21 protein-coding genes are annotated in these 25,681 nt (G+C 64.3%); 14 read left to right on the plus strand and 7 right to left on the minus strand.

Going from position 1 to position 25,681, the window contains the following annotated elements:
- Nucleotide 1: 1 nt before the first annotated feature.
- The 5 genes from BLW71_RS19810 (at nt 2) to BLW71_RS19830 (ending at nt 5,115) form a co-directional block, all read left to right on the plus strand.
- The gene (locus BLW71_RS19810) at nt 2-1,303 is read left to right on the plus strand and encodes an ATP-binding protein (protein ID WP_091799414.1); all 1,302 of its coding nucleotides are present in this window, start codon (nt 2-4) and stop codon (nt 1,301-1,303) included.
- Between the two features lie 168 nt (nt 1,304-1,471).
- On the plus strand, nt 1,472-2,989 hold the full coding sequence (locus tag BLW71_RS19815) for a DegQ family serine endoprotease (RefSeq protein ID WP_091799417.1): 1,518 nt from the start codon (nt 1,472-1,474) through the stop codon (nt 2,987-2,989).
- A gap of 301 nt (nt 2,990-3,290) precedes the next feature.
- Nucleotides 3,291-3,788: a peptidase associated/transthyretin-like domain-containing protein gene (locus BLW71_RS19820; protein WP_091799421.1), complete on the plus strand. Its 498-nt coding sequence runs from the start codon at nt 3,291-3,293 to the stop codon at nt 3,786-3,788.
- A 151-nt stretch (nt 3,789-3,939) separates the two neighbouring features.
- Nucleotides 3,940-4,332, plus strand: coding sequence for a DUF427 domain-containing protein (locus tag BLW71_RS19825; RefSeq protein WP_091799424.1), 393 nt, complete (start codon nt 3,940-3,942; stop codon nt 4,330-4,332).
- 33 nt (nt 4,333-4,365) lie between these two features.
- Nucleotides 4,366-5,115, plus strand: coding sequence for an SRPBCC family protein (locus BLW71_RS19830; protein WP_091799427.1), 750 nt, complete (start codon nt 4,366-4,368; stop codon nt 5,113-5,115).
- A gap of 135 nt (nt 5,116-5,250) precedes the next feature.
- On the opposite strand, the gene BLW71_RS19835 is transcribed toward BLW71_RS19830, so the two are convergent.
- The gene (locus BLW71_RS19835; protein WP_091799430.1) at nt 5,251-6,246 is read right to left on the minus strand and encodes a helix-turn-helix domain-containing protein; all 996 of its coding nucleotides are present in this window, start codon (nt 6,244-6,246) and stop codon (nt 5,251-5,253) included.
- Between the two features lie 182 nt (nt 6,247-6,428).
- Here BLW71_RS19835 and BLW71_RS19840 point away from each other — a divergent pair, with 182 nt between their 5' ends.
- Nucleotides 6,429-7,064 (plus strand): cysteine hydrolase family protein, encoded by a 636-nt coding sequence (locus BLW71_RS19840; RefSeq protein ID WP_091799433.1) that lies wholly within the window; start codon nt 6,429-6,431, stop codon nt 7,062-7,064.
- On the opposite strand, the gene BLW71_RS19845 is transcribed toward BLW71_RS19840, so the two are convergent.
- Nucleotides 7,065-7,724 (minus strand): TetR family transcriptional regulator, encoded by a 660-nt coding sequence (locus BLW71_RS19845; protein ID WP_091799436.1) that lies wholly within the window; start codon nt 7,722-7,724, stop codon nt 7,065-7,067. It lies immediately after the preceding gene.
- 432 nt (nt 7,725-8,156) lie between these two features.
- On the opposite strand from BLW71_RS19845, the gene BLW71_RS19850 reads away from it, so the two are divergent.
- Genes BLW71_RS19850 through BLW71_RS19860 form a run of 3 tightly spaced genes read left to right on the plus strand, consistent with a single transcriptional unit; the run spans nt 8,157 to nt 14,166 of the window.
- Nucleotides 8,157-9,389 (plus strand): efflux RND transporter periplasmic adaptor subunit, encoded by a 1,233-nt coding sequence (locus BLW71_RS19850; RefSeq protein ID WP_091799439.1) that lies wholly within the window; start codon nt 8,157-8,159, stop codon nt 9,387-9,389.
- 18 nt (nt 9,390-9,407) lie between these two features.
- Nucleotides 9,408-12,617, plus strand: coding sequence for an efflux RND transporter permease subunit (locus tag BLW71_RS19855; protein ID WP_091799442.1), 3,210 nt, complete (start codon nt 9,408-9,410; stop codon nt 12,615-12,617).
- A 1-nt stretch (nt 12,618) separates the two neighbouring features.
- The gene (locus BLW71_RS19860; protein ID WP_091799445.1) at nt 12,619-14,166 is read left to right on the plus strand and encodes an efflux transporter outer membrane subunit; all 1,548 of its coding nucleotides are present in this window, start codon (nt 12,619-12,621) and stop codon (nt 14,164-14,166) included.
- Nucleotides 14,167-14,314: 148 nt separating this feature from the next.
- Here the strand turns inward: BLW71_RS19860 and BLW71_RS19865 are convergent, their stop codons facing one another.
- Nucleotides 14,315-15,724 (minus strand): nucleobase:cation symporter-2 family protein, encoded by a 1,410-nt coding sequence (locus BLW71_RS19865; RefSeq protein WP_091801041.1) that lies wholly within the window; start codon nt 15,722-15,724, stop codon nt 14,315-14,317.
- 426 nt (nt 15,725-16,150) lie between these two features.
- Here BLW71_RS19865 and BLW71_RS19870 point away from each other — a divergent pair, with 426 nt between their 5' ends.
- The 3 genes from BLW71_RS19870 to fghA all read left to right on the plus strand — a co-directional run bounded on the left by BLW71_RS19870 (nt 16,151) and on the right by fghA (nt 19,805).
- Nucleotides 16,151-17,596, plus strand: a complete 1,446-nt coding sequence (locus BLW71_RS19870) for a xylulokinase (RefSeq protein WP_091799448.1) — start codon at nt 16,151-16,153, stop codon at nt 17,594-17,596.
- A 226-nt stretch (nt 17,597-17,822) separates the two neighbouring features.
- Nucleotides 17,823-18,929, plus strand: a complete 1,107-nt coding sequence (locus tag BLW71_RS19875) for an S-(hydroxymethyl)glutathione dehydrogenase/class III alcohol dehydrogenase (protein WP_020069206.1) — start codon at nt 17,823-17,825, stop codon at nt 18,927-18,929.
- Between the two features lie 24 nt (nt 18,930-18,953).
- Nucleotides 18,954-19,805 carry an S-formylglutathione hydrolase gene (gene fghA, locus BLW71_RS19880; RefSeq protein WP_091799451.1) on the plus strand — a complete coding sequence of 284 codons (852 nt, stop codon included), beginning with the start codon at nt 18,954-18,956 and terminating at the stop codon, nt 19,803-19,805.
- Between the two features lie 63 nt (nt 19,806-19,868).
- On the opposite strand, the gene BLW71_RS19885 is transcribed toward fghA, so the two are convergent.
- The 4 genes from BLW71_RS19885 to BLW71_RS19900 all read right to left on the minus strand — a co-directional run bounded on the left by BLW71_RS19885 (nt 19,869) and on the right by BLW71_RS19900 (nt 23,108).
- Nucleotides 19,869-20,651 (minus strand): metal ABC transporter permease, encoded by a 783-nt coding sequence (locus BLW71_RS19885; protein ID WP_091799454.1) that lies wholly within the window; start codon nt 20,649-20,651, stop codon nt 19,869-19,871.
- Nucleotides 20,644-21,591 (minus strand): ABC transporter ATP-binding protein, encoded by a 948-nt coding sequence (locus BLW71_RS19890; protein ID WP_091799457.1) that lies wholly within the window; start codon nt 21,589-21,591, stop codon nt 20,644-20,646. Before BLW71_RS19890 ends, BLW71_RS19885 begins: the two co-directional genes overlap by 8 nt.
- Nucleotides 21,588-22,544 (minus strand): metal ABC transporter solute-binding protein, encoded by a 957-nt coding sequence (locus BLW71_RS19895; RefSeq protein WP_091799460.1) that lies wholly within the window; start codon nt 22,542-22,544, stop codon nt 21,588-21,590. Before BLW71_RS19895 ends, BLW71_RS19890 begins: the two co-directional genes overlap by 4 nt.
- 84 nt (nt 22,545-22,628) lie before the next feature.
- Nucleotides 22,629-23,108, minus strand: coding sequence for a Fur family transcriptional regulator (locus BLW71_RS19900; protein ID WP_091799463.1), 480 nt, complete (start codon nt 23,106-23,108; stop codon nt 22,629-22,631).
- A 321-nt stretch (nt 23,109-23,429) separates the two neighbouring features.
- Between BLW71_RS19900 and BLW71_RS19905 the strand changes: the two genes are divergently transcribed.
- Together BLW71_RS19905 and BLW71_RS19910 are read left to right on the plus strand one after the other, a co-directional pair.
- Complete coding sequence (locus BLW71_RS19905; protein WP_091799466.1) at nt 23,430-24,212, plus strand: L-iditol 2-dehydrogenase; 783 nt, start codon at nt 23,430-23,432, stop codon at nt 24,210-24,212.
- A gap of 72 nt (nt 24,213-24,284) precedes the next feature.
- Nucleotides 24,285-25,607, plus strand: a complete 1,323-nt coding sequence (locus BLW71_RS19910; protein ID WP_091799469.1) for an ABC transporter substrate-binding protein — start codon at nt 24,285-24,287, stop codon at nt 25,605-25,607.
- The last annotated feature ends 74 nt before the right edge of the window (nt 25,608-25,681 follow it).

The following is a 25,681-nucleotide window of genomic DNA, read 5'->3' on the forward strand; positions in this document are numbered from 1 at the left end:
GATGCGTTCGATCCGCCGTCAATTGCTGGTCTGGCTGCTGGCGCTGGTGCTGCTCGGTGTCGGCATCGCCGGTTGGCTGATCTACCGGCAAGCGCTTGCCGAAGCCAATGAACTCTTCGATTACCAGTTGGAGCAGATCGCCGCGGCGCTGCCGTCGGAACCGTTCTCGCAGGTGCTGGGTTCGCGCGACACCGGCGACGAAGGCATCGTGCTGCAAATCTGGAATCGCAACGGCGTGCTGATGTACTACTCACGTCCGCGTGCGCCGCTCGCGCCGCGCGCCGAGCTCGGCTTTTCGACCGAGCACACGGATCGCGGCGAGTGGCGCGTGTATGGCGCGATCGTCGGCGATAACGTGGTGCAACTGGCGCAGCCGGTGTCCGTGCGTAACCGGCTTGCCGCGAATGTCGCGCTGCGCACGCTGTGGCCGTTGATCGTGCTGCTGCCGTTGCTGGGGCTCGCGGTGTGGGTGATCGTCGGACGCGGACTCAGGCCGCTGCGCCGCGTGACGAGCGCACTCGACGCGCGTCATCCCGAGGCACTCGATCCTTTGCCGGACCAGCGTCTGCCGCTCGAAGTGCAGCCGCTCGTGCGCGCGCTGAACGGGCTGCTCGAACGGCTCGCCACCGCGCTCGATATTCAGAAGGCATTCGTCGCCGACGCGGCGCATGAATTGCGCACGCCGCTGGCCGCCGTGCAGATTCAGGCGCAACTCGTGGCGCGCGCGAAAGACGAAGCGGGCCGCAGCGAAGCGCTCGCCGATCTGCAAGCGGGCGTGACGCGCGCCACGCGTCTTGCCGAACAACTGCTGGCGCTCGCGCGTTCCGAGCCGGACGGACTCGCCGCCACCGACGCGATCGATCTGCGCGCGCTGCTCGAAGAATGTGTGCTGGCTTACGCGCCGCTCGCGCAGAATCGCGGCGTCGATCTCGGCATCGAGGCGACGGAGTCCGCCACCGTGATCGGCGACGCCGACGCGCTGCGCGTGATGTTCAACAATCTCGTGGATAACGCAACCAAATACACGCCGCGCGGCGGACATGTGGATGTCGTTCTGCGTGTGGAAGAGGGACACCCGGTCGTGCGGATCGCCGACAGCGGCCCGGGGATCGATCCGGCGGAACGCGATCGCGTGTTCGACCGTTTCTATCGCGCGGGCGCCAGTGCGAACCGCACGCGGACCGACGTGGCGGGTAGCGGTCTGGGTCTCGCGATCGTGCGCCGCATCGCCGTGCAGCATCATGCCGCCGTGTTGCTCGACGAATCGCCGGCGGGCGGCTTGCAGGTCAGCGTGCGCTTTTGAAGGACGGGCTTTCAGTTCGTAAGAGGCTTTGATCGAGGCTTGTGCAACGCTGCAATAGCGCCTCGAAAACAGGATGGAAGCGATCTGTCGCTGCTTAAGACTCTTTTAAGTGACGCCACGTACGCTTCGAGACATCCAAAGTCTCTTTCTCCCAGTCAGGAGTACACGATGAACGCGAAAACCTTGTCCCGCAGCGCTGTTGCAGTGGCTGTCGCCGTGGCGCTCTCCGCCGGCTATGTGGCGGGGCATCGCGACGTGCCCGCGCCGCAGGTGATCACGCCGGCGCAAGCCGCGATGATGCCCGCCGAAGCCGCCGCCAAAACCGGCATTCCCGACTTCTCCGGCCTCGTCGAAACCTACGGCCCGGCGGTCGTCAACATCAGCGCGAAACATGTCGTCAAGCAGACGGCGCTGCGCGGCAATTCCGGTAATGGCAACGGCGGCGGCAACCAGTTGCCGATCGATCCGAGCGATCCGTTCTACCAGTTCTACAAGCACTTCTTCGGCGGCATGCCGGGTATGCAGGGCGGCGACGGCGGCGATGCGCCCGATCAGCCGAGCGCGAGCCTGGGCTCGGGGTTCATCGTCAGCAATGACGGCTACATCCTGACCAATGCGCACGTGGTGGACGGCGCGAACGTCGTCACGGTGAAGCTGACCGACAAGCGCGAATTCCGCGCGAAGGTGGTCGGCGCCGACAAGCAGTCCGACGTCGCCGTGCTGAAGATCGACGCGAGCAATCTGCCGACCGTGAAGATCGGCGACCCCCGTCAAAGCAAGGTCGGCCAGTGGGTCGTCGCGATCGGTTCGCCTTACGGTTTCGACAACACGGTGACCTCGGGCATTATCAGCGCCAAGTCGCGTTCGCTGCCTAACGAAAACTACACGCCGTTCATTCAGACCGACGTGCCGGTGAACCCCGGCAACTCGGGCGGCCCGTTGTTCAATCTGCAAGGCGAAGTGATCGGCATCAATTCGATGATCTACTCGCAGACGGGCGGCTTCCAGGGCCTTTCGTTCGCTATCCCGATCAATGAAGCGATCAAGGTCAAGGACGACATCGTCAAGACCGGTCACGTGAGTCGCGGCCGCCTCGGCGTGGCGGTGCAGGGCATGAACCAGACACTGGCCGATTCGTTCGGCATGCAGAAGCCGCAAGGTGCGCTGGTTAGCTCGGTCGATCCGGGCGGCCCGGCCGCCAAGGGCGGTTTGCAGCCGGGCGACGTGATCCTGTCGGTGAACGGCGAGCCGGTCGGCGACTCGTCCGATCTGCCGGCGCAGGTCGCGGGTCTCGCGCCGGGCAGTTCGGCGACCGTGCAGGTATGGCGCGACAAGGCCACCAAGGACCTGAAGGTGACCATTGGCTCGTTGTCGGATGCGAAGGTGGCGTCAGACAAGGCCGATCAGCCGACCCAGTTGCAAGGCCGCCTCGGCGTGGCAGTGCGGCCGCTGACGCCGGAAGAAAAGAGCGGTGCGTCGGTGTCGCACGGTCTGCTCGTGCAGCAGTCAGGCGGCGCGGCGGAAAGCGCCGGCATCCAGCCGGGCGACGTGATTCTGGCGGTCAACGGCCGGCCCATTTCGAGCGTCGATCAGTTGAAGCAGATGATCGCCGGTGCCGGCAACAGCATCGCGTTGCTGATCCAGCGCGACAACGCGCAGATCTTCGTCCCGGTCGATCTCGGCTGATCGGGTGAGCGCGGCGGCTGTACCGGTCGGCGGCCGGGCGGCGGTTTGACCGACGGCTAGCCGATTCGTCCGCGAATTGAAGTAATGCTTGCCGGTCCCGTTGCATTTACTGCCAGCGGACCGGCAATTTTCATTTGGTGCCAACTATTGAAGCAGGGCGTTGCGCGCTACCCGGCGTGGCGCGCAGCGGTTTTCCAGAGGACGCGCCGGCGGCTTGGCACGCAGGTTGCGTCTACCTTGGTCCGGGCCCATCGCGGGGTGCCGGAGAAGCAGGGATAAGACCTCAACAAGGAGCGAACCGATGAAAACCCAACGCAATCAGCGAAGGCTCGTAGCCGCTGCGGTATGCGCAGCGCTCACGCTCGGTCTGGCGGGTGGCGCGTGTGCACAGCAGGCAAGCGACACGACCGGCGGCACGACCACCGATCAAACCAGCGCGGGTAACGCCAACGGTGGCGGCCTGCCGCAAATCCAGCAGCAAGGCGATGTCTCGTTCGTGTCGGGCGGCGTCGGCCTCGACGAATCGAAGGCATTACAGCAGGCGCAAAGCCAGTGGCCACTGTCGCTGCGCTTCACCGGCCCCGGTTCCGACTTTCTCGCCGACGTCCACGTGCGCGTGGTCGATGCGCACAACGGCGAAGTGCTGACGACTACGTCACGCGGGCCGTATATGCTGGTCAAACTGCGCCCGGGCCGCTACACGGTGCATGCGCAATACAAGGATCGCGACCAGTCCAAGGCGGTGACGATCCCGGCCAAGGGTACCGCCAAGGCCGCGTTCTACTGGAACACGCAATAAGCGTGAGGCCGTTTTGCGCGGAGTTGCGGCTAGCTTCGTACCCCGCGCAGGAACGTCGCGCAATCGGCCGGACTTTGGCCGATAATGAAGCCACGGGTACGCCCCGTGGCTTTACTGTTTGCACGACCGCACACCATCACGGAGCCGAGACATGAGCGATGCCTTGACACCTCACGGAAGCCCCGGCACGAGTGCGGGCGGGCACACCATCGTGATCACCGGCAACCATCACCGGGTGCGGGTGATACACGGCGGTGTGACCATGGCCGATACGCAGGCGGGACTGACACTGGCGGAAACCGGTTTGCCGGACGTGTTCTATTTTCCGCGTTCGGATGTGAACATGGCGCGGCTCGAACGCTCGGCGCATACGTCGCACTGCCCGTTCAAGGGTGAGGCGTCGTACTTCCATCTGCGCACGGAAGACGGCCTGATCGAAAACGCCGTGTGGAGCTACGAAACACCGCTCGAGCCGGCGGCCACGATCAAAGGGTATCTCGCGTTTTACGCATCGCGCGTCGACCGCATCGATCAGACGTCCTGATCCCGCTGTCGCGCGTTCATCGGGGAGGCTGCCATGGAACTGAACGACGCGTTACGGATTCCGCTTGCGCCGTCTGAGGTTTGGGAGGCGTTGCAAGACCTCGCGCTATTACGCGCCAGCCTCGACAACTGCGAGTCGTTCACGCGCCTTGCGCATGGCGAATACGAGCTGATCATGACGGTGCCGCTCGGCCCGCTGCGCGCGCGTTATGAAGCACGCGCCCACGTGGCCGGGCAGGATTCCGGCCCGGCGGACGCGCAGCGCCGCACCATCAACTTCAAGGCGCGCGCCGAAGGCATCGGCGCGTTGCGCGGTCAGATCGAAGTGCGCTTGCGCGCCGACGAAGGCGGGCATGGCGCCGACAAGGCGCGCGGCACGCGGATCGACTACACGATCTGGGCAACCTCGTCCGGCCCGCTCGCCGAACTGCCGACACGTCAACTCGAAAACGCCCTGCATCAACTGGCCGACGACTTCTTCTCCGAGTTCGACGCTGTCGTGCGCGCCAAGCATGGGCAAGGGCCCAACCGTGCACGGGGCTCGGCGGTGCGCCGTCAGCATGTGTTTCTGCGGCCGATCACACTCGGCGGCATGGCGCGGCGCGTGCGCCCGGACCACGGCAATGCGTTGCCCGGCCGCGCGGCAAGTGCGTCGCATGGACACTCGCACGGGGTCTCGCATCACGAGCCCAGTCCGCACGCAGTGCCGAACTGGGCCTGGGCGGCGATGATCTTTCTGGTGGCGCTGCTGTTGTATGTGGCGCGCTGGATCAGCGAACATTGATATTCGTCGCTGGGTCGCTTTGGCGTCGTTCCGGTGCGCGGGGCGCGTATCGCTACTGTCGCGCCGGCGCGACTACGAAATTTCGGTGGGCTGCTACGAAACGTCGTCGGCGCAACTAGCGCCGCGTTCGCGCGGTTAGACGCCGCGAAATTCTCTTCGCCATGCGGACGGCGACGTACGAAACGTCTCCGCGAAATGTTGCCTTAGCGACGCGGTCGAGCCGAAGCCCGCGATTCCCGCGATCGCTTCCACCGACTCATCGGTCCCTTCCAGCAGTTGCTGCGCGCGTGCGAGCCGCTGCGCCAGCAGCCATGCGCCCACGGTCGTGCCGGTGGCGAGCCGGAAGCGTCGCGTGAAAGTGCGGCGGCTCATCAGCGCGCGCCCGGCCAGCGAGTCGAGCGTGTGCGGCAATGCCAGATTGCCGCTGACCCAGTCGAGCAGGCCCGACAGCCGGTCGCCGCGCACATTCGGCGGCATGGGCTGCTGAACGTATTGCGCCTGGCCGCCTTGCCGATGCGGCGGCACCACCAGCCGCCGCGCCACATGATTGGCCACTTGCGCGCCGCACATCTTGCGCATCACGTGCAGACAGCAGTCGAGACCGGCGGCGGTGCCGGCCGAGGTCAGCACGTTGCCGTCGTCGACATAGAGCACGTTGGGGTCGAGGCGCACGCGCGGATAGCGGCGCGCGAAGTCGTCGGCCCATGCCCAGTGCGTCGAGGCCGGCCGCTCGTCGAGGATGCCGGCGGCCGCCAGCACGAATGCGCCGAGACACAGCCCGACCAGTTGTGCGCCGCGCGCATGGGCGGCGCGCAGCGCATCGAGCAGCGCGGCCGGTGGCGTTTCGGCTGGGTCGCGCCAGCTCGGCACGATGATCGTGCCGGCATCGGCCAGCGCTTCGAGTCCATGCGTGACGCCGATCGAAAAGCCGGCCGTGGTGGTCAGCGCGCCCGTTTCGGCGGCGCAGACGCGGAAGTCGAACTCCGGCACGCCGCCGCCGCTGCGGTCCTCGCCGAACACTACGCACGGCACCGAGAGGTGGAACGGACTGATGCGGTCGAAGGCGACCACCGCGACGACGTGCCGGGGCGCTGCGCCGTGCGTCGCGGCAGAAGAAACGGGCGTGGCCATCAGTCACCTCGTGAAATCCGACGATGACCCGATTCTAGCGAATCTTGTCATTCGGGTCGCTGTCGCGACGTGGGCGGCGGGGGAACAATGCAGTTATCGCCGCGGCTCGTTCTCAGGCCAACCCCGACCGGATCAGTCTGCGCGGCGCCAACCATCCCTTTACCCGACCGAGGAGTCTTGCCATGACCGCCACACCGCGCCGCGCGCTGATCGTCATCGATGTGCAGAACGAATACGTGAGCGGCGATCTGCCGATCGAATACCCGGACGTGCAAAGCTCGCTCGCCAACATTGGCCGTGCAATGGATGCGGCGCGCGCCGCGGGCGTGCCGGTCGTTGTCGTGCAGAATCTGGCGCCGGCCAGCTCGCCGTTATTCGCGCGTGGCAGCAGCGGGGCGGAACTGCATCCAGTGGTGGGCGAGCGGGCTCGCGATCATTACGTGGAGAAGTCCCTGCCGAGCGCCTTTACCGGCACCGATCTCGCCGACTGGCTCGCCACGCGTCAAATCGACACGCTGACGGTCACGGGCTATATGACGCACAACTGCGACGCGTCGACCATCAACCACGCGGTTCACGCCGGGCTCGCCGTCGAGTTTCTGCACGACGCGACGGGCTCGGTGCCGTATGAAAACAGCGCGGGTTTCGCCAGCGCGCAGGAGATTCACCGGGTATTCAGCGTGGTGCTGCAGTCGCGCTTCGCGGCGGTGGCGAGCACGGACGAGTGGATCGGGGCAGTGGAAGGCGGGGCAGCGCTCCCGCGCGGCAATATCTATGCGTCGAATCAGCAGGCCCGGGCCAGGCGGGCCGCGGCGTAACTAAGCGCCGGCTGTTCGCCGCGCATGCCCGTTGCGCAACGCCGGGCTCAGCTTCAGCGCGTCGAACATGCCTTCAACCATCTGTACGGCGTGGGCGCCGAAATCCGTGGCGTCGGGCAGGAACAGCATGTCGCGCAGCGAACCGCTGACAAACGCGTGCACCATCGCCGCCGCCAGCTTCGTATCCAGATCCGCGGGCATTTGCCCCTTGGAGATGGCGTTGCGCAGACCGCCTTCGATTTTCGTGAGCCCTTCGCGCATATTGGTCTGATAGCGGACCATTACCGGGCCCATTTCCTCGACCAGCTCGCATTTCAGAAACAGGATGTCGAACACGCGTCGGCGACGCGGATCGTTAGCCGTGTCGCGCAGGCAGACCTTGCAGATTTCCATCAGGCGCCCGAGCGGATCGGGCTCGTTGGGGTCGAGCGAGGCGGCTTTGAGTTCATCCAGCGGCAGCAGCACGCGGTCGAACATCTCCGTAAACAGATCGCTCTTGTGGGCGAAGTGCCAGTAAATCGCGCCGCGCGTAACGCCGGCAGCCTGCGCGATGTCGGCGAGCGACGTACGCGAAACACCCTTCTCGAAAAAAACGCGCTCGGCGGCGTCGAGAATGCTATTGCGCGTCTCCAGCGCCTCTTCTTTGGTTCTTCGGACCATATTGGAATGACCTGCCCTGATTGTGGGGTTTTCCCGGGCACTTTTAAGTGCGCCCGATGACAATCTGACTACGCCTGAGCGAATTGTGAAGCGATCTTGCGAGCCCCCCGCCCGCAAGAGATGTAAACGCACTTTTACATGCATTCGTGAATGTATATATAATAGCATCCCACGATCGGATAGCCCAAGCCGTGACGACACGTTAATATCCGTCACTGTTGCCTTTCAAAACGCTCTTTGCGCCGTGCCGGAATGGGCGGCGCCGTGCGGCATTTCCCCGGTATGGCGCATTTCGTTGAGGATGCCCAGCAGGTTCGGTTTGCGTGCATGGGGCATCCGGTCAGCGTCGCGAGACGCATGTGTGCGCAACCGTCCCCGGCGTAGGGATGCACGCACTTTTTCATTCTCTCAGTCTTAGACAGAGGTCGCTCCATGCGCGTCGAACGGGTTCCATTCCGCTTAATCAGTGCCGCGACGGCTGCCGTATTGCTGGCAGCGTGCGGGCCAAAACAATCTGCGCCGCCGCCACAAACGCCCGAAGTCGGCGTTGTCACTGTCCAGCCGACGGCCGTGCCCGTCGTCACCGAGTTGCCTGGCCGCACGAGCGCCTTCCTCGTCGCGCAAGTGCGCGCACGGGTCGACGGCATCGTGCTGCGCCGCGAGTTCACGGAAGGCAGCCAGGTCAAAGCGGGTCAGCGTCTGTACAAGATCGATCCGGCGCCGTACATCGCCACGCTGAACAACGCCAAGGCAACGCTCGCGAAGGCGCAGGCCAACCTCGTGTCCACCACCGCGCAGGCCAATCGCTACAAGGTGCTGGTTGCCGCCAACGCGGTCAGCAAGCAGGACTACGACAACGCGGTGGCCTCGGAAGGCCAGGCCGCGGCAGACGTGGCCGCGGGCAAGGCGGCGGTCGACACGGCGCAGATCAATCTGGGCTACACGGACGTCGTGTCGCCGGTGAGCGGCCAGGTCGGCATCTCGCAAGTCACGCCGGGCGCTTACGTGCAAGCGAGCGCCGCCACGCTGCTGGCCACCGTGCAGACACTCGACCCGGTGTACGTGGATCTGACCCAATCGAGCCTCGACGGCCTGAAGCTGCGCCGCGAGATGCAGGAAGGCCGTCTGAAGACGAGCGGTCCGGACGCCGCCAAGGTGTCGCTGATTCTCGAAGACGGCCGCACCTATTCGGAAAAGGGCAAGCTGCAGTTCACCGACGTGACCGTCGACCAGGGCACCGGTTCAGTCACCGTGCGCGCGATCTTCAAGAACGCTGACAAGGTGCTGCTGCCGGGCATGTTCGTGCGCGCGCGCATCGAAGAAGGTGTCAACGACCACGCGCTCGTCGTGCCGCAAGTCGGCGTGACGCACGATCAGAAGGGGCAGCCGACCGCGCTGGTCGTCGGTAACGACAACAAGGTCGTGTTGCGGCAGTTGACTACGTCGGGCACTTACGGTTCGAACTGGGTGGTCGAAAGCGGCCTGAATCCGGGTGACCGCGTGATCGTGCAGGGCACCGACAAGGCGAAGCCCGGCATGCAGGTCAAGACCGTCGCCGCGCAACTTCCCGCCACACCCGCTTCCGACGCCTCCGCTCAGGGCGCGCCGGCCGCCAGCGGTGCTGCGCAGACGGCACAACCTGCCTCCGCCGCATCGGGCGCGTAATAACAGGGAGCCCGCCTCATGGCAAAGTTCTTCATTGATCGCCCGATTTTTGCATGGGTGATCGCCATCATTCTGATGCTCGCGGGTATCGCGTCGGTCTTCACGTTGCCGATCGCGCAATACCCGACCATCGCGCCGCCGGCTGTGCAGATCAGCGCGACGTACCCGGGCGCCTCGGCGAAAACGGTGGAAAACACCGTCACGCAGGTGATCGAGCAGCAGATGAGTGGTCTCGACCACTTGCTGTACCTGTCGTCCACCTCGGACGATTCGGGTACGGCAACCATTACGCTGACGTTCGCGGCCGGCACCAATCCTGACATTGCGCAGGTGCAGGTGCAGAACAAGCTGCAACTCGCCACGCCACTCTTGCCGCAAGCCGTGCAGCAGTTGGGCACCAAGGTCACGAAGTCGAGCAGCAGCTTCTTGCTGGTCATGGCGTTCGTGTCCGAAGACGGCAGCATGAACAAGTACGACCTGGCGAACTACGTCGCGTCGAACATTCAGGATCCGGTCAGCCGTATCGACGGCGTGGGCACGGTGACGCTGTTCGGCTCGCAGTACGCGATGCGGATCTGGCTCGACGCGAACAAGCTGACCAACTTCGGCCTCACGCCGGTGGACGTGGAAACCGCGTTGACGGCGCAGAACGTGCAGGTCGCGGGCGGTTCGCTCGGCGGCACGCCGTCGGTGCCGGGCCAGGTGCTGCAGGCGACCATCACGGAAGCCACGCTGCTGAATACACCTGAACAGTTCGGCAACGTGCTGCTGAAGGTGAACACGGACGGTTCGCAAGTTCGTATCAAGGACGTCGCGCGCATCGAGCTGGGTGGCGAAAACTACAACTTCGACACCAAGTACAACGGTCAGCCGACGGCAGGCTTCGGTATTCAGCTCGCAACCGGCGCGAACGCGCTGGCCACCGCCAAGGCGGTGCGCGCGAAGGTCGCCGAACTGTCGAAGTACTTCCCGCACGGTCTGGTCGTGCAGTATCCGTACGACACCACGCCGTTCGTGCGCCTGTCGATCGAGGAAGTGGTCAAGACGCTGCTCGAAGGTATCGTGCTGGTGTTCCTGGTCATGTACCTGTTCCTGCAGAACCTGCGCGCCACGCTGATCCCGACGATCGCCGTGCCGGTGGTGCTGTTGGGCACGTTCGCGATCATGGGTCTGGTGGGCTTCTCGATCAACACGCTGTCCATGTTCGGGCTCGTGCTGGCAATCGGCTTGCTGGTGGACGATGCGATCGTGGTGGTGGAAAACGTCGAGCGGGTGATGCAGGAGGAGGGCTTATCGCCTCGTGACGCCACCCGCAAGGCAATGGATCAGATTACCGGCGCGCTGGTCGGCGTGGCGCTCGTGCTGTCGGCGGTGTTCGTGCCGGTGGCGTTCTCGGGCGGTTCGGTCGGCGCCATTTACCGGCAGTTCTCGCTGACGATCGTGGCGGCGATGGTGCTGTCCGTGCTCGTCGCGTTGATTCTGACGCCGGCATTGTGCGCGACGATCCTCAAGCCGATCGAAAAGGGTCACCAAGAAAAGACCACCGGCTTCTTCGGCTGGTTCAACCGCACCTTCAACCGGAGCCGCGACAAGTATCACTCGGGCGTGCACCACGTGATCAAGCGCTCGGGCCGTTGGCTGATCATCTATATGGTGGTGATCTTCGCGGTTGGCCTGCTGTTCGTGAAGTTGCCGAAGTCGTTCCTGCCTGACGAAGACCAGGGCACGATGTTCGTGCTGGTGCAAACGCCGTCGGGTTCGACGCAGGAAACCACGGCGCGCGCGCTGAAGGACGTGTCCGACTACCTGCTCAATACCGAGAAGGGCATCGTCGAATCGACCTTCACCGTGAACGGTTTCAGCTTCGCCGGTCGCGGCCAGAACGCGGGTCTCGTGTTCGTGCGGATGAAGGACTACGCCGTGCGTCAGCACTCGGACCAGAAGGTGCAGGCGCTGGTGGGCCGTCTCTTCATGCACTTCGGCAGCTACAAGAACGCGCTGGTGTATCCGGTGAATCCGCCGTCGATTCCTGAACTCGGCACCGCCGCGGGCTTCGACTTCGAATTGCAGGATCGCGCGGGCGTCGGTCACGAAAAGCTGATGGAAGCACGCAATATGTTGCTGGGCATGGCGGCGAAAGATCCGACGCTGGCTCAGGTGCGTCCGAACGGCCTGAATGACACGCCGCAGTTCAAGGTGAACATCGACCACGAGAAAGCTTCGGCCCTCGGCGTGTCGCTGTCCGCGATCGACCAGACGTTCTCGATCGCGTGGGCGTCGCAGTACGTGAACAACTTCCTCGATACCGATGGCCGGATCAAGAAGGTGTATCTGCAAGGCGATGCGCCGTTCCGTATGAAACCGGAAGACCTGAACGCGTGGTACGTACGCAATACCGCGGGTGGCATGGTGCCGTTCTCGTCGTTCGCCAGCGGCACGTGGACTTACGGTTCGCCGAAGCTGGAGCGTTACAACGGTATTTCCGCAGTGGAAATCCAGGGCGCGGCGGCACCAGGCAAGTCGACCGGTCAGGCCATGACGGCGATGGAAGCGCTGGTGGCGAAGCTGCCGGCGGGTGTCGGCTACGAATGGACGGGTCTGTCGTTGCAGGAACGCCAGTCCGGTTCGCAGGCGCCGATTCTGTACGGCATCTCGATTCTCGTCGTGTTCCTGTGTCTCGCGGCGCTGTATGAAAGCTGGTCGATTCCGTTCTCGGTGATCATGGTGGTGCCGCTCGGCGTGATCGGCGCACTGCTGGCCGCGACGCTGCGCGGGCTCGAGAACGACGTGTTCTTCCAGGTGGGTCTGTTGACCACGGTGGGTCTGTCGGCGAAGAACGCGATTCTGATCGTGGAATTCGCCCGCGAGTTGCAGCAGGGTGAAGGCATGGGGCCGATCGAGGCGGCGCTGGAAGCAGCGCGTCTGCGGTTGCGTCCGATTCTGATGACCTCGCTCGCGTTCATTCTCGGCGTGATGCCGCTCGCCATCAGTAACGGCGCGGGCTCGGCCAGCCAGCACGCGATCGGTACCGGCGTGATCGGCGGGATGTTGACGGCGACCTTCCTCGCGATTTTCATGATCCCGATGTTCTTCGTGGTGATCCGCGCGAAATTCGGCGGTGAGAAGGAAGACCCGGATGAGGCGCTCGCACACTACAACCAGCACCATCCGCATGATCCGCAAGGTGGCGGTTCAACTGGTGAAGGCTCGGGCAAGGACGGACATTGAGATGCAAAAACACTCTCTGATTGTAGTGGCGGTCGCGCTGTTCGCCGCTGGGTGCACGATGGCGCCGAAGTACGAGCGCCCCGCCGTGCCCACGACGAGCACCTTCCCGACCGGCGGCGTGTACGACACGCAGCCGGGCGCGACCCAGCCGGGCCAGCAACAGCCCGGCGCGACCGGCGCCGCGCGCACCGCCAACGGCCAGGCCGCGGCGGATATCGGCTGGCGCGATTTCTTCGTCGATCCGCGCATGCAGCGGTTGATCGAGATCGCGCTGAAGAACAACCGCGATCTGCGCGTGTCGGTGCTGAACATGCAGGCGTCGGCGGCGCAGTTCCGGATCGTTCGCGCCGAATTGCTGCCGACGCTCGACGCTGCGGCTTCGCAAAGCAAATCGCGTACACCGAAGGACCTGTCGGTCTTCGGCCAGACGATTTCCAACTCGTACTCGGTGGGTCTGAATGCGTCGTGGGAAATCGACTTCTTCGGGCGGATTCAAAGCCTGAAGGATCAGGCGTTGGCGCAGTACCTGGCCACGGCCCAAGCCCGCAAGGCGGCGGAAATCTCGCTGGTCTCGCAGGTCGCGAACCAGTACATGACGGTGCTCGAACTCGACGATCTGTTGAAGGTTACGCAGAACACGCTGAAGACTTCGCAGGAATCGTATCGGATCGCCAAGCTGCAATTCGACAACGGTACGGGTTCGGAACTGGATCTGCGTCAGTCGCAAACGGTGGTCGAGCAGGCTTTGGCCAACCTGCAGCAGCAGCAGCGTCTGCGGGCTCAGGCGGATAACGCGCTCGTGCTGTTGCTCGGCGAGCCGTTGCCGGAGGATCTGCCGCCGGGCATGACGTTGGACAACCAGAATCTGCTCACGGACATTCCGGCAGGTCTGCCGTCCGATCTGTTGACGCGTCGTCCCGACATCATGGAGGCCGAAGAAAATCTGCTGGCCGCCAACGCGAACATTGGCGCAGCGCGTGCCGCGTTCTTCCCGAAGGTGTCGCTGACGGGCAGCTTCGGCACGCTGAGCCCGTCGCTCGGCGGTCTGTTCAAGCCGGGTTCGGCGGCGTGGAGCTTCGCGCCGTCGATCACGCTGCCGATTTTCGAGGGCGGACAGAATCTCGCCAACCTCGATCTCGCCAACATCCAGAAGAAAGTCCAGATTGCCACGTATGAGAAGGCGATCCAGACGGCCTTCCGCGAAGTCGCAGACGCATTGGCGGCGCGCGGCACCTACGATCAGCAGATCCAGGCGCTGGAGCGCAATACCTTTGCGGAACAACGCCGGCTGGATCTGTCGAATCTGCGCTATACGAACGGCGTCGACAGTTATCTGTCGGTGCTGACCGCGCAGACGGATCTGTATTCGTCGCAGCAGTTGCTGGTCACTGCCCGGATGGAACGTCTGCAGAACCTCGTGACGTTGTATCAGGCGCTTGGTGGCGGCTGGGTCGAGCATAACGGCGATCAGCCGCGTCCGGCCGACGCACCGGTTGACTACGGCGCAGCGAGTGCGCCGGTGGCGGCTTCGGCGGCTACGGCGGGTTAAGTCTTGTAGTTTGAGGCGCGCACGGCGGTACTCTGTTTCAGCGAAACCGTCGTGCGCAGCCGGTCATAAAAAAGCCACGGCATGCCGTGGCTTTTTTATCCGCGGCGCTCGCGCGAAGTGGCTCGCGCGGCGCCTGATTGTGTGCCGCTCAGTGCAGGTCCGCGGCGCGCAGCATCTCGTCGCTACGCGGTTCATTGCCGCCGCGTCCGTCGAAATCGTGACCGGCGCTGCGAATTTCGCAGCGTGCCTTCTTCTCGCTCTTCACGCCGTTGAAGATCAGGTTCAGCACGACCGCCGACACCGAAGCCAGCAGAATCCCGCTATGCAGCAGCGGCGAGAGCGCCGGCGGCAGCTTCGAGAAGAAGTGCGGCGACACCACCGGCACGAGACCCAGCCCGATACTGACCGCGACGATGAACAGGTTGTGATGGTTCTTCACGAAGTCGACCTTCGAGAGCACCTTGATGCCGTTCGCCGCGACCATGCCGAACATGACGATGCCCGCGCCGCCGAGCACGAACGGCGGCACCGACGCGACCACTTGCGCCATCTTCGGGAACAGACCCAGCAGCACCAGGATCACGCCGCCCATGGCGCACACAAAACGGCTCTTCACGCCAGTCACGCCAATCAGGCCGACGTTCTGCGAGAACGAGGTATGCGGGAACGAGTTGAAGATGCCACCGATCAACGTGCCCAGACCGTCGACACGCAGACCGCGCACCAGCGTCTTCTGATCGACCGGACGATCCACCATGTCGCCGACCGCGAGAAACATACCGGTCGATTCGATGAAGGTGACGAACATGACGGTGACCATCGTCGCGATCGACAGCGGGTCGAAGTGCGGCAGGCCGAAGTGGAACGGCATGACGAAGCCGACCCACGGCGCATGCGTGACGCCTTCCATGTTCACGCGGCCGAGCACCAGCGCGATCACGAAGCCCGCGACGATGCCGAGCAGCACCGAGATATTGGCGAGGAAACCCTTGGCGAACTTGTTGATCAACAGAATCAGCATCAGCACGATCAACGAGAGACCGAGATAGACCGGATTGCCGTAATCGGGATTGCCTACGCCGCCGGCCGCCCAGTTGATGCCGACTTCCATCAGCGACAGACCGATCACCGAGATCACCACGCCGATCACGACCGGCGGGAAGAAGCGCAGCAATTTGCCGACCGCGGGCGCGAGCAGGATGCCGACCACACCGGCCGCGATGGTCGAGCCGAAGATGTCGAGAATGCCGAGCGAAGGATTGGTGCCGATCGCGACCATCGGACCGACGGCCGCGAACGTGCAACCCATGATGACCGGCAGACGGATGCCGAAAATCCACAGACCGAGTGTCTGAATCAGCGTGGCGATGCCGCAGGAAAACAGGTCGGCGCTAATCAGGAACGCGATCTGATCTTTCGGCAACTTGAGCGCCGCGCCGATGATCAGCGGGACCGCGACCGCGCCGGCGTACATCACCAGAACGTGCTGAATGCCGAGGGTGAGCAACTGGCCTGCGGGCAGTCTCTCGTCGCACGGGTGAACCGTGTTCGATTGCATATCGTCTGTCTCCACCATCTGGTTTTTGGGATGGCTCCAAGGTATCGGGGACGAAAAGGTGCAACAAGACCACTGGGGCCTATTCCGGCATTCCCGGTGACGATATGCGAGCGCGCCTTTTGAAAGCCAATATAAAGGTGTGAACGTCGCCCATCGGCGGTCAGCCCCTTGCAGCAGCGATGCGAGGCCGCGCGCAGCACGAACCCGGCTTGACGCGATATGTGTGAGAATCAATGAGGTGTATCTCACTGAGCGCATAGTCCTGTTTTGACGCGGCTCGCAGCGTGGACGGGTTAACCCGCGATTCGGGATTGTTTGCGTGCATTCGGGCGCGTTTCCGAAGCGGTGCGCCGGGCAGAGAAAATACGCTTTTTGAGCACGCTTTCGCGTGCCCATCTCGGTCCACAATTTCACGCACAATCATCCATGAGTTTTCTCGGCATCGACCTCGGCACCGGCTCTCTCAAAGTAGCGATCGTCGACGAAAACGGTCGCGAGCAGGCGGTGGCGAGCGTCGCTTATGCAATCGAAACGCCGCATGCGGGTTGGGCCGAGACGTCGGTGCAAACGTGGTGGCGCGCGCTATGCGAAGCCGCCGCGCGTTTGCCTGACGGATTGCGCCGCGATGTGCGGGCCATCGGCTTTTCCGGGCAGATGCACGGCGTCGTGCTGATCGACGCAGCGGGCGAAGCCGTGCGGCCCGCCATGCTGTGGCCCGACACGCGCGCGCTGGCCTTGCTCGGCGAGTGGCCCGAGCCGCAGCCGAATCCGGTTGCGCCCGGCATGGCCGGCCCGCTGCTGCGCTGGATCGTGTTGCACGAACCGCAATCCGCGAGCCGCACTCGTTGGGCGCTGCAACCGAAAGACTGGCTGCGCGTCGCGCTAGGCGGCGCGATCGCGACCGATCCCTCCGATGCCTGCGCCACCGCGCTCGCCGATCCCGCCGGCGCGTGGGACGCGGCGCTGCTCGCCCGGCTCGGAATTCCGCATGAGTGGTTCGCGCCGCTCGCGCCGTCTTATGCCGCTGGGGGCGTGCTATCGGAGCAGGCGGCGCAGGCGCTGGGTCTGCGCGCCGGCATCGTGCTCGCAACCGGGGCTGCCGATACGCCTTGCGCCGCTCTCGGCAGCGGACTCGCTCGCGACGGCGACGCCTTGCTCACCACCGGCACCGGCGGACAAATTGTCGTGCTGGCCGAGCACGCGCCCGCTGCGGTCAGGGGCTTGCACCGCTATCGGGCAGCGAGCGATCACTGGTATCGAATGGCGGCGATGCAGAACGTCGGCATCGCGCTCGAACGTGTACGCGGTTGGCTCTCCTATGAGTGGGCCGATGCGTATCGTGATGCGTTCGGCGACGCAGCGGTTGCGAGCCCAACGGCCGCATCCGGCCTCACGTTCCTGCCTTACCTCACGGGCGAACGCACGCCTTGGCTCAATCCGATGGCGCGCGGGGGCTGGCTCGGCCTCGCGCTCGATCACACGCGCGGCACGATGATGCGTGCCGCGTTCGAAGGCGTCGCGTTCTCGCTGCGCGCCGGGCTCGACGCGATCCGCGCGAGCGGCGCGACGGTGAGCGCATTGAAGCTGGCGGGCGGCGGTTCCATCGACGCGCGCTGGCGCCAGTTGCTGGCCGATGCGTTGAATGTCGAGCTGCACGCGGTCGATTGTCCGAACGCGGCGCCGCGCGGCGCGGCCATGCTCGGCGGTCTCGCAAGCGGGCACTGGCACGCGAGCGATCTCGCCGCGCTCGCGCCCGGCGCGACTCGTGTCGCCGGTCCGCAAGGCGATGCAGCGCTTGCAGAACGCTACGCCCGCTTTCTCGATCTCTACGGACGTGTCGAGACATGGTTCGCCGACAAACCTCAGCGCTGAGCGAAACCATGTCGAGTTCAGACAATGCCGTGACGCACTTTGCAATACCATGACGTGTTTCGCACGCTAAGGTGTCGCTCGGCGCACTGCGCCGGGTGGCGGCGCCACTGTGCGCCCTGAGCCTGACACACGCATCAACCGCGGTACCGAATCGCAGCACGTGCGCGCCGCAATGATGTCGGCGCGCAACGCGCCTTGCATTGACAGACTCACAGGAGCATTCACGATGAAGACCAAAGCAGCAATCGCATGGAAAGCCGGCGCGCCGTTGACGATCGAGGAAGTCGATCTGGAAGGTCCGCGCGCCGGTGAAGTCCTGATCGAAGTGAAGGCCACGGGCATCTGCCATACCGATTACTACACGCTCTCCGGCGCGGATCCGGAAGGCATCTTCCCGGCGATTCTCGGCCACGAAGGCGCGGGCGTGATCGTCGATACGGGTCCGGGCGTCGGCACCTTGAAAAAGGGCGATCACGTCATTCCGCTTTACACGCCGGAGTGCCGGCAATGCAAGTTCTGTCTGTCGCGCAAGACCAACCTCTGTCAGGCCATCCGTTCGACGCAAGGCAAGGGCTTGATGCCGGATGCCACCTCGCGTTTTTCTCTCGACGGCAAGCCTTTGTTTCACTACATGGGCACGTCCACGTTTTCGAACTACATCGTCGTGCCGGAAATCGCGGTCGCGAAGGTGCGTGAAGACGCACCGTTCGACAAGATCTGCTACATCGGCTGCGGCGTGACGACGGGTGTGGGCGCGGTCGTGTATTCGGCGAAGGTCGAAGCGGGTGCGAACGTGGTGGTGTTCGGCCTCGGCGGCATCGGGTTGAACGTGATCCAGGGCGCAAAGATGGTCGGTGCGGACAAGATCATTGGCGTCGACATCAATCCGGGCCGCGTCGAACTCGCGAAGAAGTTCGGCATGACGCACTTCATCAACCCGAACGAAGTCGAGAACGTGGTCGATCACATCGTGCAACTCACCGATGGCGGCGCGGACTATTCGTTCGAATGCATCGGCAACACCAAGGTGATGCGCCAGGCGTTGGAGTGCACGCACAAGGGCTGGGGCCAGTCGTTCATCATCGGCGTCGCGGCGGCGGGCGAGGAGATCAGCACGCGTCCGTTCCAGCTGGTGACGGGCCGCGAGTGGAAGGGCTCGGCGTTCGGCGGCGCACGTGGCCGCACGGACGTGCCGAAGATCGTCGACTGGTACATGGAAGGCAAGATCAATATCGACGATCTGATCACGCACCGTCTGCCGCTCGAACGCATCAACGAGGGCTTCGATCTGATGAAGAAGGGCGAGTCGATCCGCTCGGTCGTGCTGTACTAACGCGGCGTAACGAGGAGCATCGGCATGCTTGAACTTCTGTCGTCGCACGCCTGTCATGGCGGTGAGCAGCGCATCTATAAACACGACTCGCAGACCATCGGCCTGCCGATGCGCTTCTCCATCTATCTGCCGCCGCAGGCTTTGCAAGCCAACGCGAACGTGCCCGCGCTGTTCTACCTCGCGGGACTCACGTGCACGGAAGAGACCTTTGCGGTCAAAGCCGGCGCGCAGCGCTTCGCGGCGCAGCACGGCATTGCGCTCATCGCGCCGGACACCAGTCCGCGCGGCGCGGGCGTGCCGGGCGAAAGCGCGGCGTGGGACTTCGGCGTGGGCGCGGGCTTTTACGTCGACGCCACGCAGCAGCCGTGGGCGCAGCACTATCGCATGTACTCGTACGTGCGCGACGAGCTGCGCGAAACGGTGCTCGCGAATCTGCCGGTGGACGGCGCGCGTCTCGGCATCTTCGGGCATTCGATGGGTGGTCACGGCGCGTTGATGCTCGCGTTGCGCAATCCGGAGATCTATCGATCGGTGTCGGCGTTCGCGCCGATCGCCGCGCCGACGCGCTGCCCGTGGGGCGAGAAAGCGTTCAGCGGTTATCTGGGCGACGACCGCGAAGCGTGGAAACAGTACGACGCGAGCGAGCTGGTGGCGCAGGCGTCACGCAAGTTTTCGGCGGGGATTCTGGTCGATCAGGGCCTCGCGGATCAGTTCCTCGCGGAGCAGCTGAATCCGGACGTGTTCGAAGCCGCTTGCCAGGCAGCCGGTCAGCCGCTGACATTGCGCCGTCACGCGGGGTATGACCACGGCTACTACTTCATCTCGACGTTCATCGAGGATCATCTCGCGCATCACGCGAAGGTGCTGCTCGGCTGAAGTCTCTCGCAGGACGATGACGGCGGTGTGCCGGTGCGTCACCGCCATCGTCCTCGTCCTCGCTCAACGCCGTCGCAACAAACTCCCGCCATACACCAGCGCCGACAACACGGTGATCCAGAAGCTCGTGGGCCAATCGGTGTAGAACGCGAGCGTCAGGCCGAGCCACGCCTGCAACAGCGCAAACACAGCGGCGAGCACGAGGCCGGCCGATAAGCGCGTCGTCATGTTTTGCGCGGCGGCGGCCGGGCCGACCATCAGCGTGAACACCAACAACACGCCGACGATCTGCGTACATGCCGCCACGGCGAGCGCGGCAATCGCGAGAAACAGCACGGACACGAGGCGCAACGACACGCCCTTGGCCTCGGCCAGTTCCGGCTGCAACGAAGCGAACAGCAGCGGCCGCATGATCGCCGCGAGCGCCATCAGACTCACCACGCCCAGGGCCGCCAGCACCACGAGCGTCGACGCATTCACGCCGAGCACGTTGCCGAACAGCAGCGCGGTGACCTGGGTCGCATACGCGGTGAAGAAGTGCAGAAACAGCAAGCCGAAGCCGAGCGACAGCGAAAGGATCACGCCGATCGCCACATCGCGTCCGGCGAGGCGCTCGCCGAGCGCGCCCATGCCGACGCCCGCCGCGAGCGTGAAGCCGATCATCCCCCAGATTGGCGAGATGCCGATCAGCACAGCGCCGGTCGCGCCGGTGAAGCCGACGTGCGAGAGCGCGTGGCCCGCGAAGGTCTGTCCGCGCAGCACGAGAAAATATCCGACCACGCCGGCCAGCACCGCGACGATCCCCGACGCCGCGAATGCGTTCACCATGAAATCGTATTCAAACATCGTGCGTGTGTCCGTCGCTTGAGTCGTGCTGGTGTGAGTGGCCGTGCGAGCGGCCATGCGAATGTGAATGCGCGTGCGAGTGGCTGTGGCCGCCGTCTTCGTCGTGTTCGTGCTCGTGATCGTGTTTCTCGACTTCCACATCGCCCGACATCACGAAGATGCGGCCATTCACGCGCATCACGTCGATCGGCGAGCCATAGAGACGCGACAGCACCGGCCGGGTGATCACTTCGTCGACGGTGCCGAGCGCGGCCACGCCGCTGCCGAGATACAGCACGCGATCGATCGAGTTCAGCAGCGGATTCAGTTCATGCGCCGAAAACAGCACGGCGATGCCGAGTTCCTGCTGCACGCGCCGCACCAGTTCGACCACGCTCTTCTGATGATGCGGGTCGAGGCTGATCAGCGGTTCGTCGAGCAACAGCAGTTTCGGATTGCCGAGCAGGCATTGCGCGAGCAGCAGCCGTTGACGCTCGCCGCCCGACAGCTCGGACAGCGGCCGCTCGGCGAGCTTGCGCCCGCCGACCAGATCCAGCACACGCTCGACGTCGGCGCGGGTGGCGGCGTCCGCATGCGGCAAGCCCCAGCGATGACCGTCGGCGGCCATCGCGACGAAATCGCGGCCGCGCACGCGGCGTCCGGCGAGCGCACTGCGCGTCTGCGGCATATAGCCGATCGACGCGTGGCCGCGCTCGACGGGTTGACCCAGCACGCGGATCACGCCGTGGGCGGCGGGCACGAGACCGAGCACGGCGCGCATCAGCGTGGTCTTGCCCGCGCCGTTCGGCCCGAGCACGCCGATGAATTCGCCCTGATTCACCACGAAGCCGGTGTCGCGCAGAATCGTGCGGTCGCCGAGTTCGAGCGTCACGTGCTCGAGTTCGAGCACGGGTGTGGTGGTGGGGGCAGGCGCTGGCGCGCTGCGGCCAGTCTGAGTCATTGGGTTTTTCCTTTCGCGCCCGACGCAGCCGCATTGGCATCGCCCGTGGCCAACGCCGTGCCCAGCGCGTCGAGCTGCGTGAGCATCCACGTCTGGTAGGTCTTGCCGGCCGGTTCGGTCTCGGTGACGCTCATGGTCGGCACCTTCGATTGCTGCGCGAGCTTCAACATGCGTTTGGTCAGGGCCTCGGTTGCCTGGCTGTTATAGATCAGAACACGGACGCGCTTTTCGCGCAGATCGCCTTCGAACGCAGCGATATCCGCCGCGCTGGCTTCAGTGTCGTTCATGGTGGCGAGCTGGAAGCGCAGATTGCGCATGGTCAGGCCCACCGCGTCGGACATATAGCCGAACACCGGCTCGGTCGCCGTGACCGGCACGCCCGCGTAGCGGCCGTGCAGCTCGGCGACCTTGGTGTCGACCGGTTTCAGCGAATCGAGAAACTTCGCGAGGTTCGCATCGTACGCCGACTTGTGCGCCGGGTCAGCCGCGACGAGCGCTTCGCTCACCGCGCGCGCCACTTTCGGCATGGTGGCCGGGTCGTACCAGAGATGCGGATTATCGCCGCTCTTCTTGCCGGTGAGATCGGCGGCGACGATCGTGACGCGCTTCGTGCCCTTCGACGCCGCCAGCAATTTTGCCATCCACGGATCGTAGTCGGCGCCGTTGTAGACCACAAGGCTTGCATGCTGCAACGCGCGCGCCGTCTTGGGGCTGGCTTCGAACAGATGCGGATCCTGGTCCGGATTGCTGAGAATGCTCGTCACGTCGACGCGATCTCCGCCCAGTTGCTGCACCACGTCGCCGTAAAAATTTTCCGCGGCGACCACCGGAATTTTTGCATCCGCGGCCATTGCGGCGTGGCCGAACGCGAACGCCGCGGCACTCGCGGCGAGGTACTTCGACAGCTTCAGCGCTCGCTGCGCCCCGTTCAACATCGAGCCGAATTTCTTCATTGTTCTGTCCTGCTGCGTGAGAGTTGAAAGAACCACAAACGTTGGGAAGGGTGTGCCTGGTTTATGCCGGCTTGACGCACCGTCTCATGCCGAACCACCCGCTGGCCGCACCGCGCGGGCACACAGTGCGCACAGCCCGCTGAGTTCGACGACCTGGCGATGCACTTCGAAGCCATGTGCCGGCGCGCTATGCGACAACTGTTCGGCGAGATCGTCGCCGGGAATCTCGACGGTCGCACCGCAGCCGTCGCACATCAGGAACTGGCTGCGATGCGGCACGCCGACTTCGCAGCAGGCCACGAATGCATTCTTCGATTCGATCCGATGGACGAAGCCATGCGCGAGCAGAAAGTCCAGCGCGCGGTACACGGTCGTGGGCGGCATACGGCCGCGCTGCGGTTCGAGCGCGTCAAGCAGCTCGTAAGCGCCGATCGGCCGCTCGTTGGCGACGATCGCCTCATACACGTGACGACGCAGCGGCGTCAGCGCGAGACCGTGCAACGTGGCATGCGCTTCGGCATGCGCGAGCCGCACGGCATGGCGTTCTGCAATCGATGTGGCCATCAGCGAGGTGCTCCTGACGAAAAGGCGATCAAGCGGCGAAGGCTTCGAGGCGAAGCGAGGTCGCAATGATATAACGTATCTCGAATTTTTGTCAGCGGGTTGAGTGGAACGGAGATTGGCTGTCTTCGATTTCTCGTAATAGTGTGGTTCGAACAGGGAAGGCCGCCTAATGTCCTGCCGCGCTGCACCATCGAAATCTGCTCGGGCGCCTTGACATGACCCGGTGCGTATCCGATCATTCGATCACAAACAGAGCAATTGTTCGCGCAACGAGCGTTCGCTCACCGCGCCTCAAGAAGCGAAACGAACCGGAGACAAGCAGTGGCGGCACGATTGCAAGACAAGGTGGCCATTCTGACGGGCGCGGCAAGCGGAATCGGTGAAGCTGTGGCCCGCCGATATCTGGACGAAGGCGCGCGCTGCGTGCTGGTCGACGTAAAGCCGGCAGACAGTTTCGGCGACGCGCTGCGTGCCGCTTACGGCGAACGCGTGCTGTGCGTGAGCGCTGACGTCACGCGCCGCGAGGATATCCAGCGCATCGTGGCGAGCACGCTGGAGCGCTTCGGCCAGGTCGACATTCTGTTCAACAACGCGGCGCTCTTCGATATGCGCCCGATCCTCGACGAATCCTGGGACGTGTTCGATCGACTCTTCGCGGTCAACGTGAAGGGCATGTTCTTCCTGATGCAAGCCGTCGCGCAGAAGATGGTCGAGCAGGGCCGTGGCGGCAAGATCATCAATATGTCGTCACAAGCCGGCCGGCGTGGCGAGGCGCTCGTCTCGCACTACTGCGCGACCAAGGCGGCCGTGCTCAGCTACACGCAGTCGGCGGCATTGGCGCTCGCGCCGCACAAGATCAATGTGAACGGTATCGCGCCGGGCGTCGTCGATACGCCGATGTGGAACGAAGTCGACGCACTTTTCGCACGCTATGAAAACCGGCCGCTCGGCGAGAAGAAACGCCTTGTCGGCGAAGCGGTGCCGCTCGGCCGCATGGGCGTGCCGGACGATCTGACCGGCGCCGCCCTGTTTCTCGCGTCGGCGGATGCCGACTACATCACCGCGCAAACCCTGAACGTGGACGGCGGCAACTGGATGAGCTGAGTCCGCGCCGTTCATCGTCATTTTCGTAGAACAAACGCTGCACTACATAACGTACGAGAAAGGAGACAACACATGAAGCCAGCTCTCAAATCCACGCTAAAGGCGGTCAGTGCCGGCGCTGTCGCATGCTTTGCATTGAGCGCGTCGGCGGCCACGGTGACGATCGCCACGCTGAACAATCCGGACATGATCGAGCTGAAGAAGCTCTCGCCCGCATTCGAAAAGGCGAATCCGGACATCAAGCTGAACTGGGTGATTCTCGAAGAAAACGTGCTGCGTCAGCGCGCCACCACCGACATCACGACCGGCAGCGGCCAGTTCGACGTGATGACGATCGGCGCGTACGAAACGCCGCAATGGGGCAAGCGCGGCTGGCTCACGCCGCTCACCAATCTGCCCGCCGATTACGATCTGAACGACGTCGTGAAGACGGCCCGCGACGGCCTCTCGAGCGGCGGCCAGTTGTATGCGCTGCCGTTCTACGTCGAAAGCTCGATGACGTATTACCGCAAGGACCTGTTCGCGGCCAAGGGCCTGAAGATGCCCGATCAGCCCACCTACGACCAGATCGCGCAATTCGCCGACAAGCTCACCGACAAGGCCAACGGCATGTACGGCATCTGCCTGCGCGGCAAGGCGGGCTGGGGCGAGAACATGGCCTACGGCACGACGGTGGTGAACACGTTCGGCGGCCGCTGGTTCGACGAGAAGTGGAACGCGCAGCTCACCTCGCCGGAATGGAAGAAGGCGATCACGTTCTATGTCGATCTGCTGAAGAAAGACGGCCCTCCGGGAGCGAGCTCGAACGGCTTCAACGAGAACCTCACGCTGATGTCGTCCGGCAAGTGTGCAATGTGGATCGACGCGACGGTCGCTGCCGGCATGCTCTATAACAAGCAGCAGTCGCAGATCGCCGACAAGGTCGGGTTCGCCGCGGCGCCGATCGCGGTCACGCCAAAGGGCTCGCACTGGCTGTGGGCCTGGGCGCTGGCGATTCCGAAGTCGTCGAAGCAGGCTGACGCGGCGAAGAAGTTCATCACGTGGGCCACGTCGAAGGAGTACATCGAACTGGTTGCGAAGGACGAAGGCTGGGCCTCGGTGCCGCCGGGAACGCGTCAATCCACCTACGCTCGCCCCGAGTACAAGCAGGCAGCACCGTTCGGCGACTTCGTGCTGAAGGCGATCGAAACGGCGGATCCGGAGCATCCGACGCTCAAGCCGGTGCCGTACACCGGTGTGCAGTTCGTCGGGATTCCTGAGTTCCAGTCGTTTGGCACCGTGGTCGGTCAGAGCATCTCCGGCGCGATTGCCGGTCAGATGACGGTCGACCAGGCGCTGGCAGCGGGCAACGCCACGGCGGATCGCGCCGTGAAGCAGGCCGGCTACCAGAAGTAAGCCACGAGCGTTACGTGGCACGCGCCGGCTGACGCCCGTCAGCCGGCCCACGCAGCACAGCGGGCCGTTTCCGC

The sequence above is a fragment of the Burkholderia sp. WP9 genome, assembly GCF_900104795.1.
GTDB lineage: Bacteria > Pseudomonadota > Gammaproteobacteria > Burkholderiales > Burkholderiaceae > Paraburkholderia.

Bases quoted from the DNA above. Each gene is read 5' to 3' on its own strand.
- BLW71_RS19810 (WP_091799414.1), top strand. From the start codon at position 2: ATGCGTTCGATCCGCCGTCAATTGCTGGTCTGGCTGCTGGCGCTGGTG.
- BLW71_RS19815 (WP_091799417.1), top strand. From the start codon at position 1,472: ATGAACGCGAAAACCTTGTCCCGCAGCGCTGTTGCAGTGGCTGTCGCC.
- BLW71_RS19820 (WP_091799421.1), top strand. From the start codon at position 3,291: ATGAAAACCCAACGCAATCAGCGAAGGCTCGTAGCCGCTGCGGTATGC.
- BLW71_RS19825 (WP_091799424.1), top strand. From the start codon at position 3,940: ATGAGCGATGCCTTGACACCTCACGGAAGCCCCGGCACGAGTGCGGGC.
- BLW71_RS19830 (WP_091799427.1), top strand. From the start codon at position 4,366: ATGGAACTGAACGACGCGTTACGGATTCCGCTTGCGCCGTCTGAGGTT.
- BLW71_RS19835 (WP_091799430.1), bottom strand. From the start codon at position 6,246: ATGGCCACGCCCGTTTCTTCTGCCGCGACGCACGGCGCAGCGCCCCGG.
- BLW71_RS19840 (WP_091799433.1), top strand. From the start codon at position 6,429: ATGACCGCCACACCGCGCCGCGCGCTGATCGTCATCGATGTGCAGAAC.
- BLW71_RS19845 (WP_091799436.1), bottom strand. From the start codon at position 7,724: ATGGTCCGAAGAACCAAAGAAGAGGCGCTGGAGACGCGCAATAGCATT.
- BLW71_RS19850 (WP_091799439.1), top strand. From the start codon at position 8,157: ATGCGCGTCGAACGGGTTCCATTCCGCTTAATCAGTGCCGCGACGGCT.
- BLW71_RS19855 (WP_091799442.1), top strand. From the start codon at position 9,408: ATGGCAAAGTTCTTCATTGATCGCCCGATTTTTGCATGGGTGATCGCC.
- BLW71_RS19860 (WP_091799445.1), top strand. From the start codon at position 12,619: ATGCAAAAACACTCTCTGATTGTAGTGGCGGTCGCGCTGTTCGCCGCT.
- BLW71_RS19865 (WP_091801041.1), bottom strand. From the start codon at position 15,724: ATGCAATCGAACACGGTTCACCCGTGCGACGAGAGACTGCCCGCAGGC.
- BLW71_RS19870 (WP_091799448.1), top strand. From the start codon at position 16,151: ATGAGTTTTCTCGGCATCGACCTCGGCACCGGCTCTCTCAAAGTAGCG.
- BLW71_RS19875 (WP_020069206.1), top strand. From the start codon at position 17,823: ATGAAGACCAAAGCAGCAATCGCATGGAAAGCCGGCGCGCCGTTGACG.
- fghA (WP_091799451.1), top strand. From the start codon at position 18,954: ATGCTTGAACTTCTGTCGTCGCACGCCTGTCATGGCGGTGAGCAGCGC.
- BLW71_RS19885 (WP_091799454.1), bottom strand. From the start codon at position 20,651: ATGTTTGAATACGATTTCATGGTGAACGCATTCGCGGCGTCGGGGATC.
- BLW71_RS19890 (WP_091799457.1), bottom strand. From the start codon at position 21,591: ATGACTCAGACTGGCCGCAGCGCGCCAGCGCCTGCCCCCACCACCACA.
- BLW71_RS19895 (WP_091799460.1), bottom strand. From the start codon at position 22,544: ATGAAGAAATTCGGCTCGATGTTGAACGGGGCGCAGCGAGCGCTGAAG.
- BLW71_RS19900 (WP_091799463.1), bottom strand. From the start codon at position 23,108: ATGGCCACATCGATTGCAGAACGCCATGCCGTGCGGCTCGCGCATGCC.
- BLW71_RS19910 (WP_091799469.1), top strand. From the start codon at position 24,285: ATGAAGCCAGCTCTCAAATCCACGCTAAAGGCGGTCAGTGCCGGCGCT.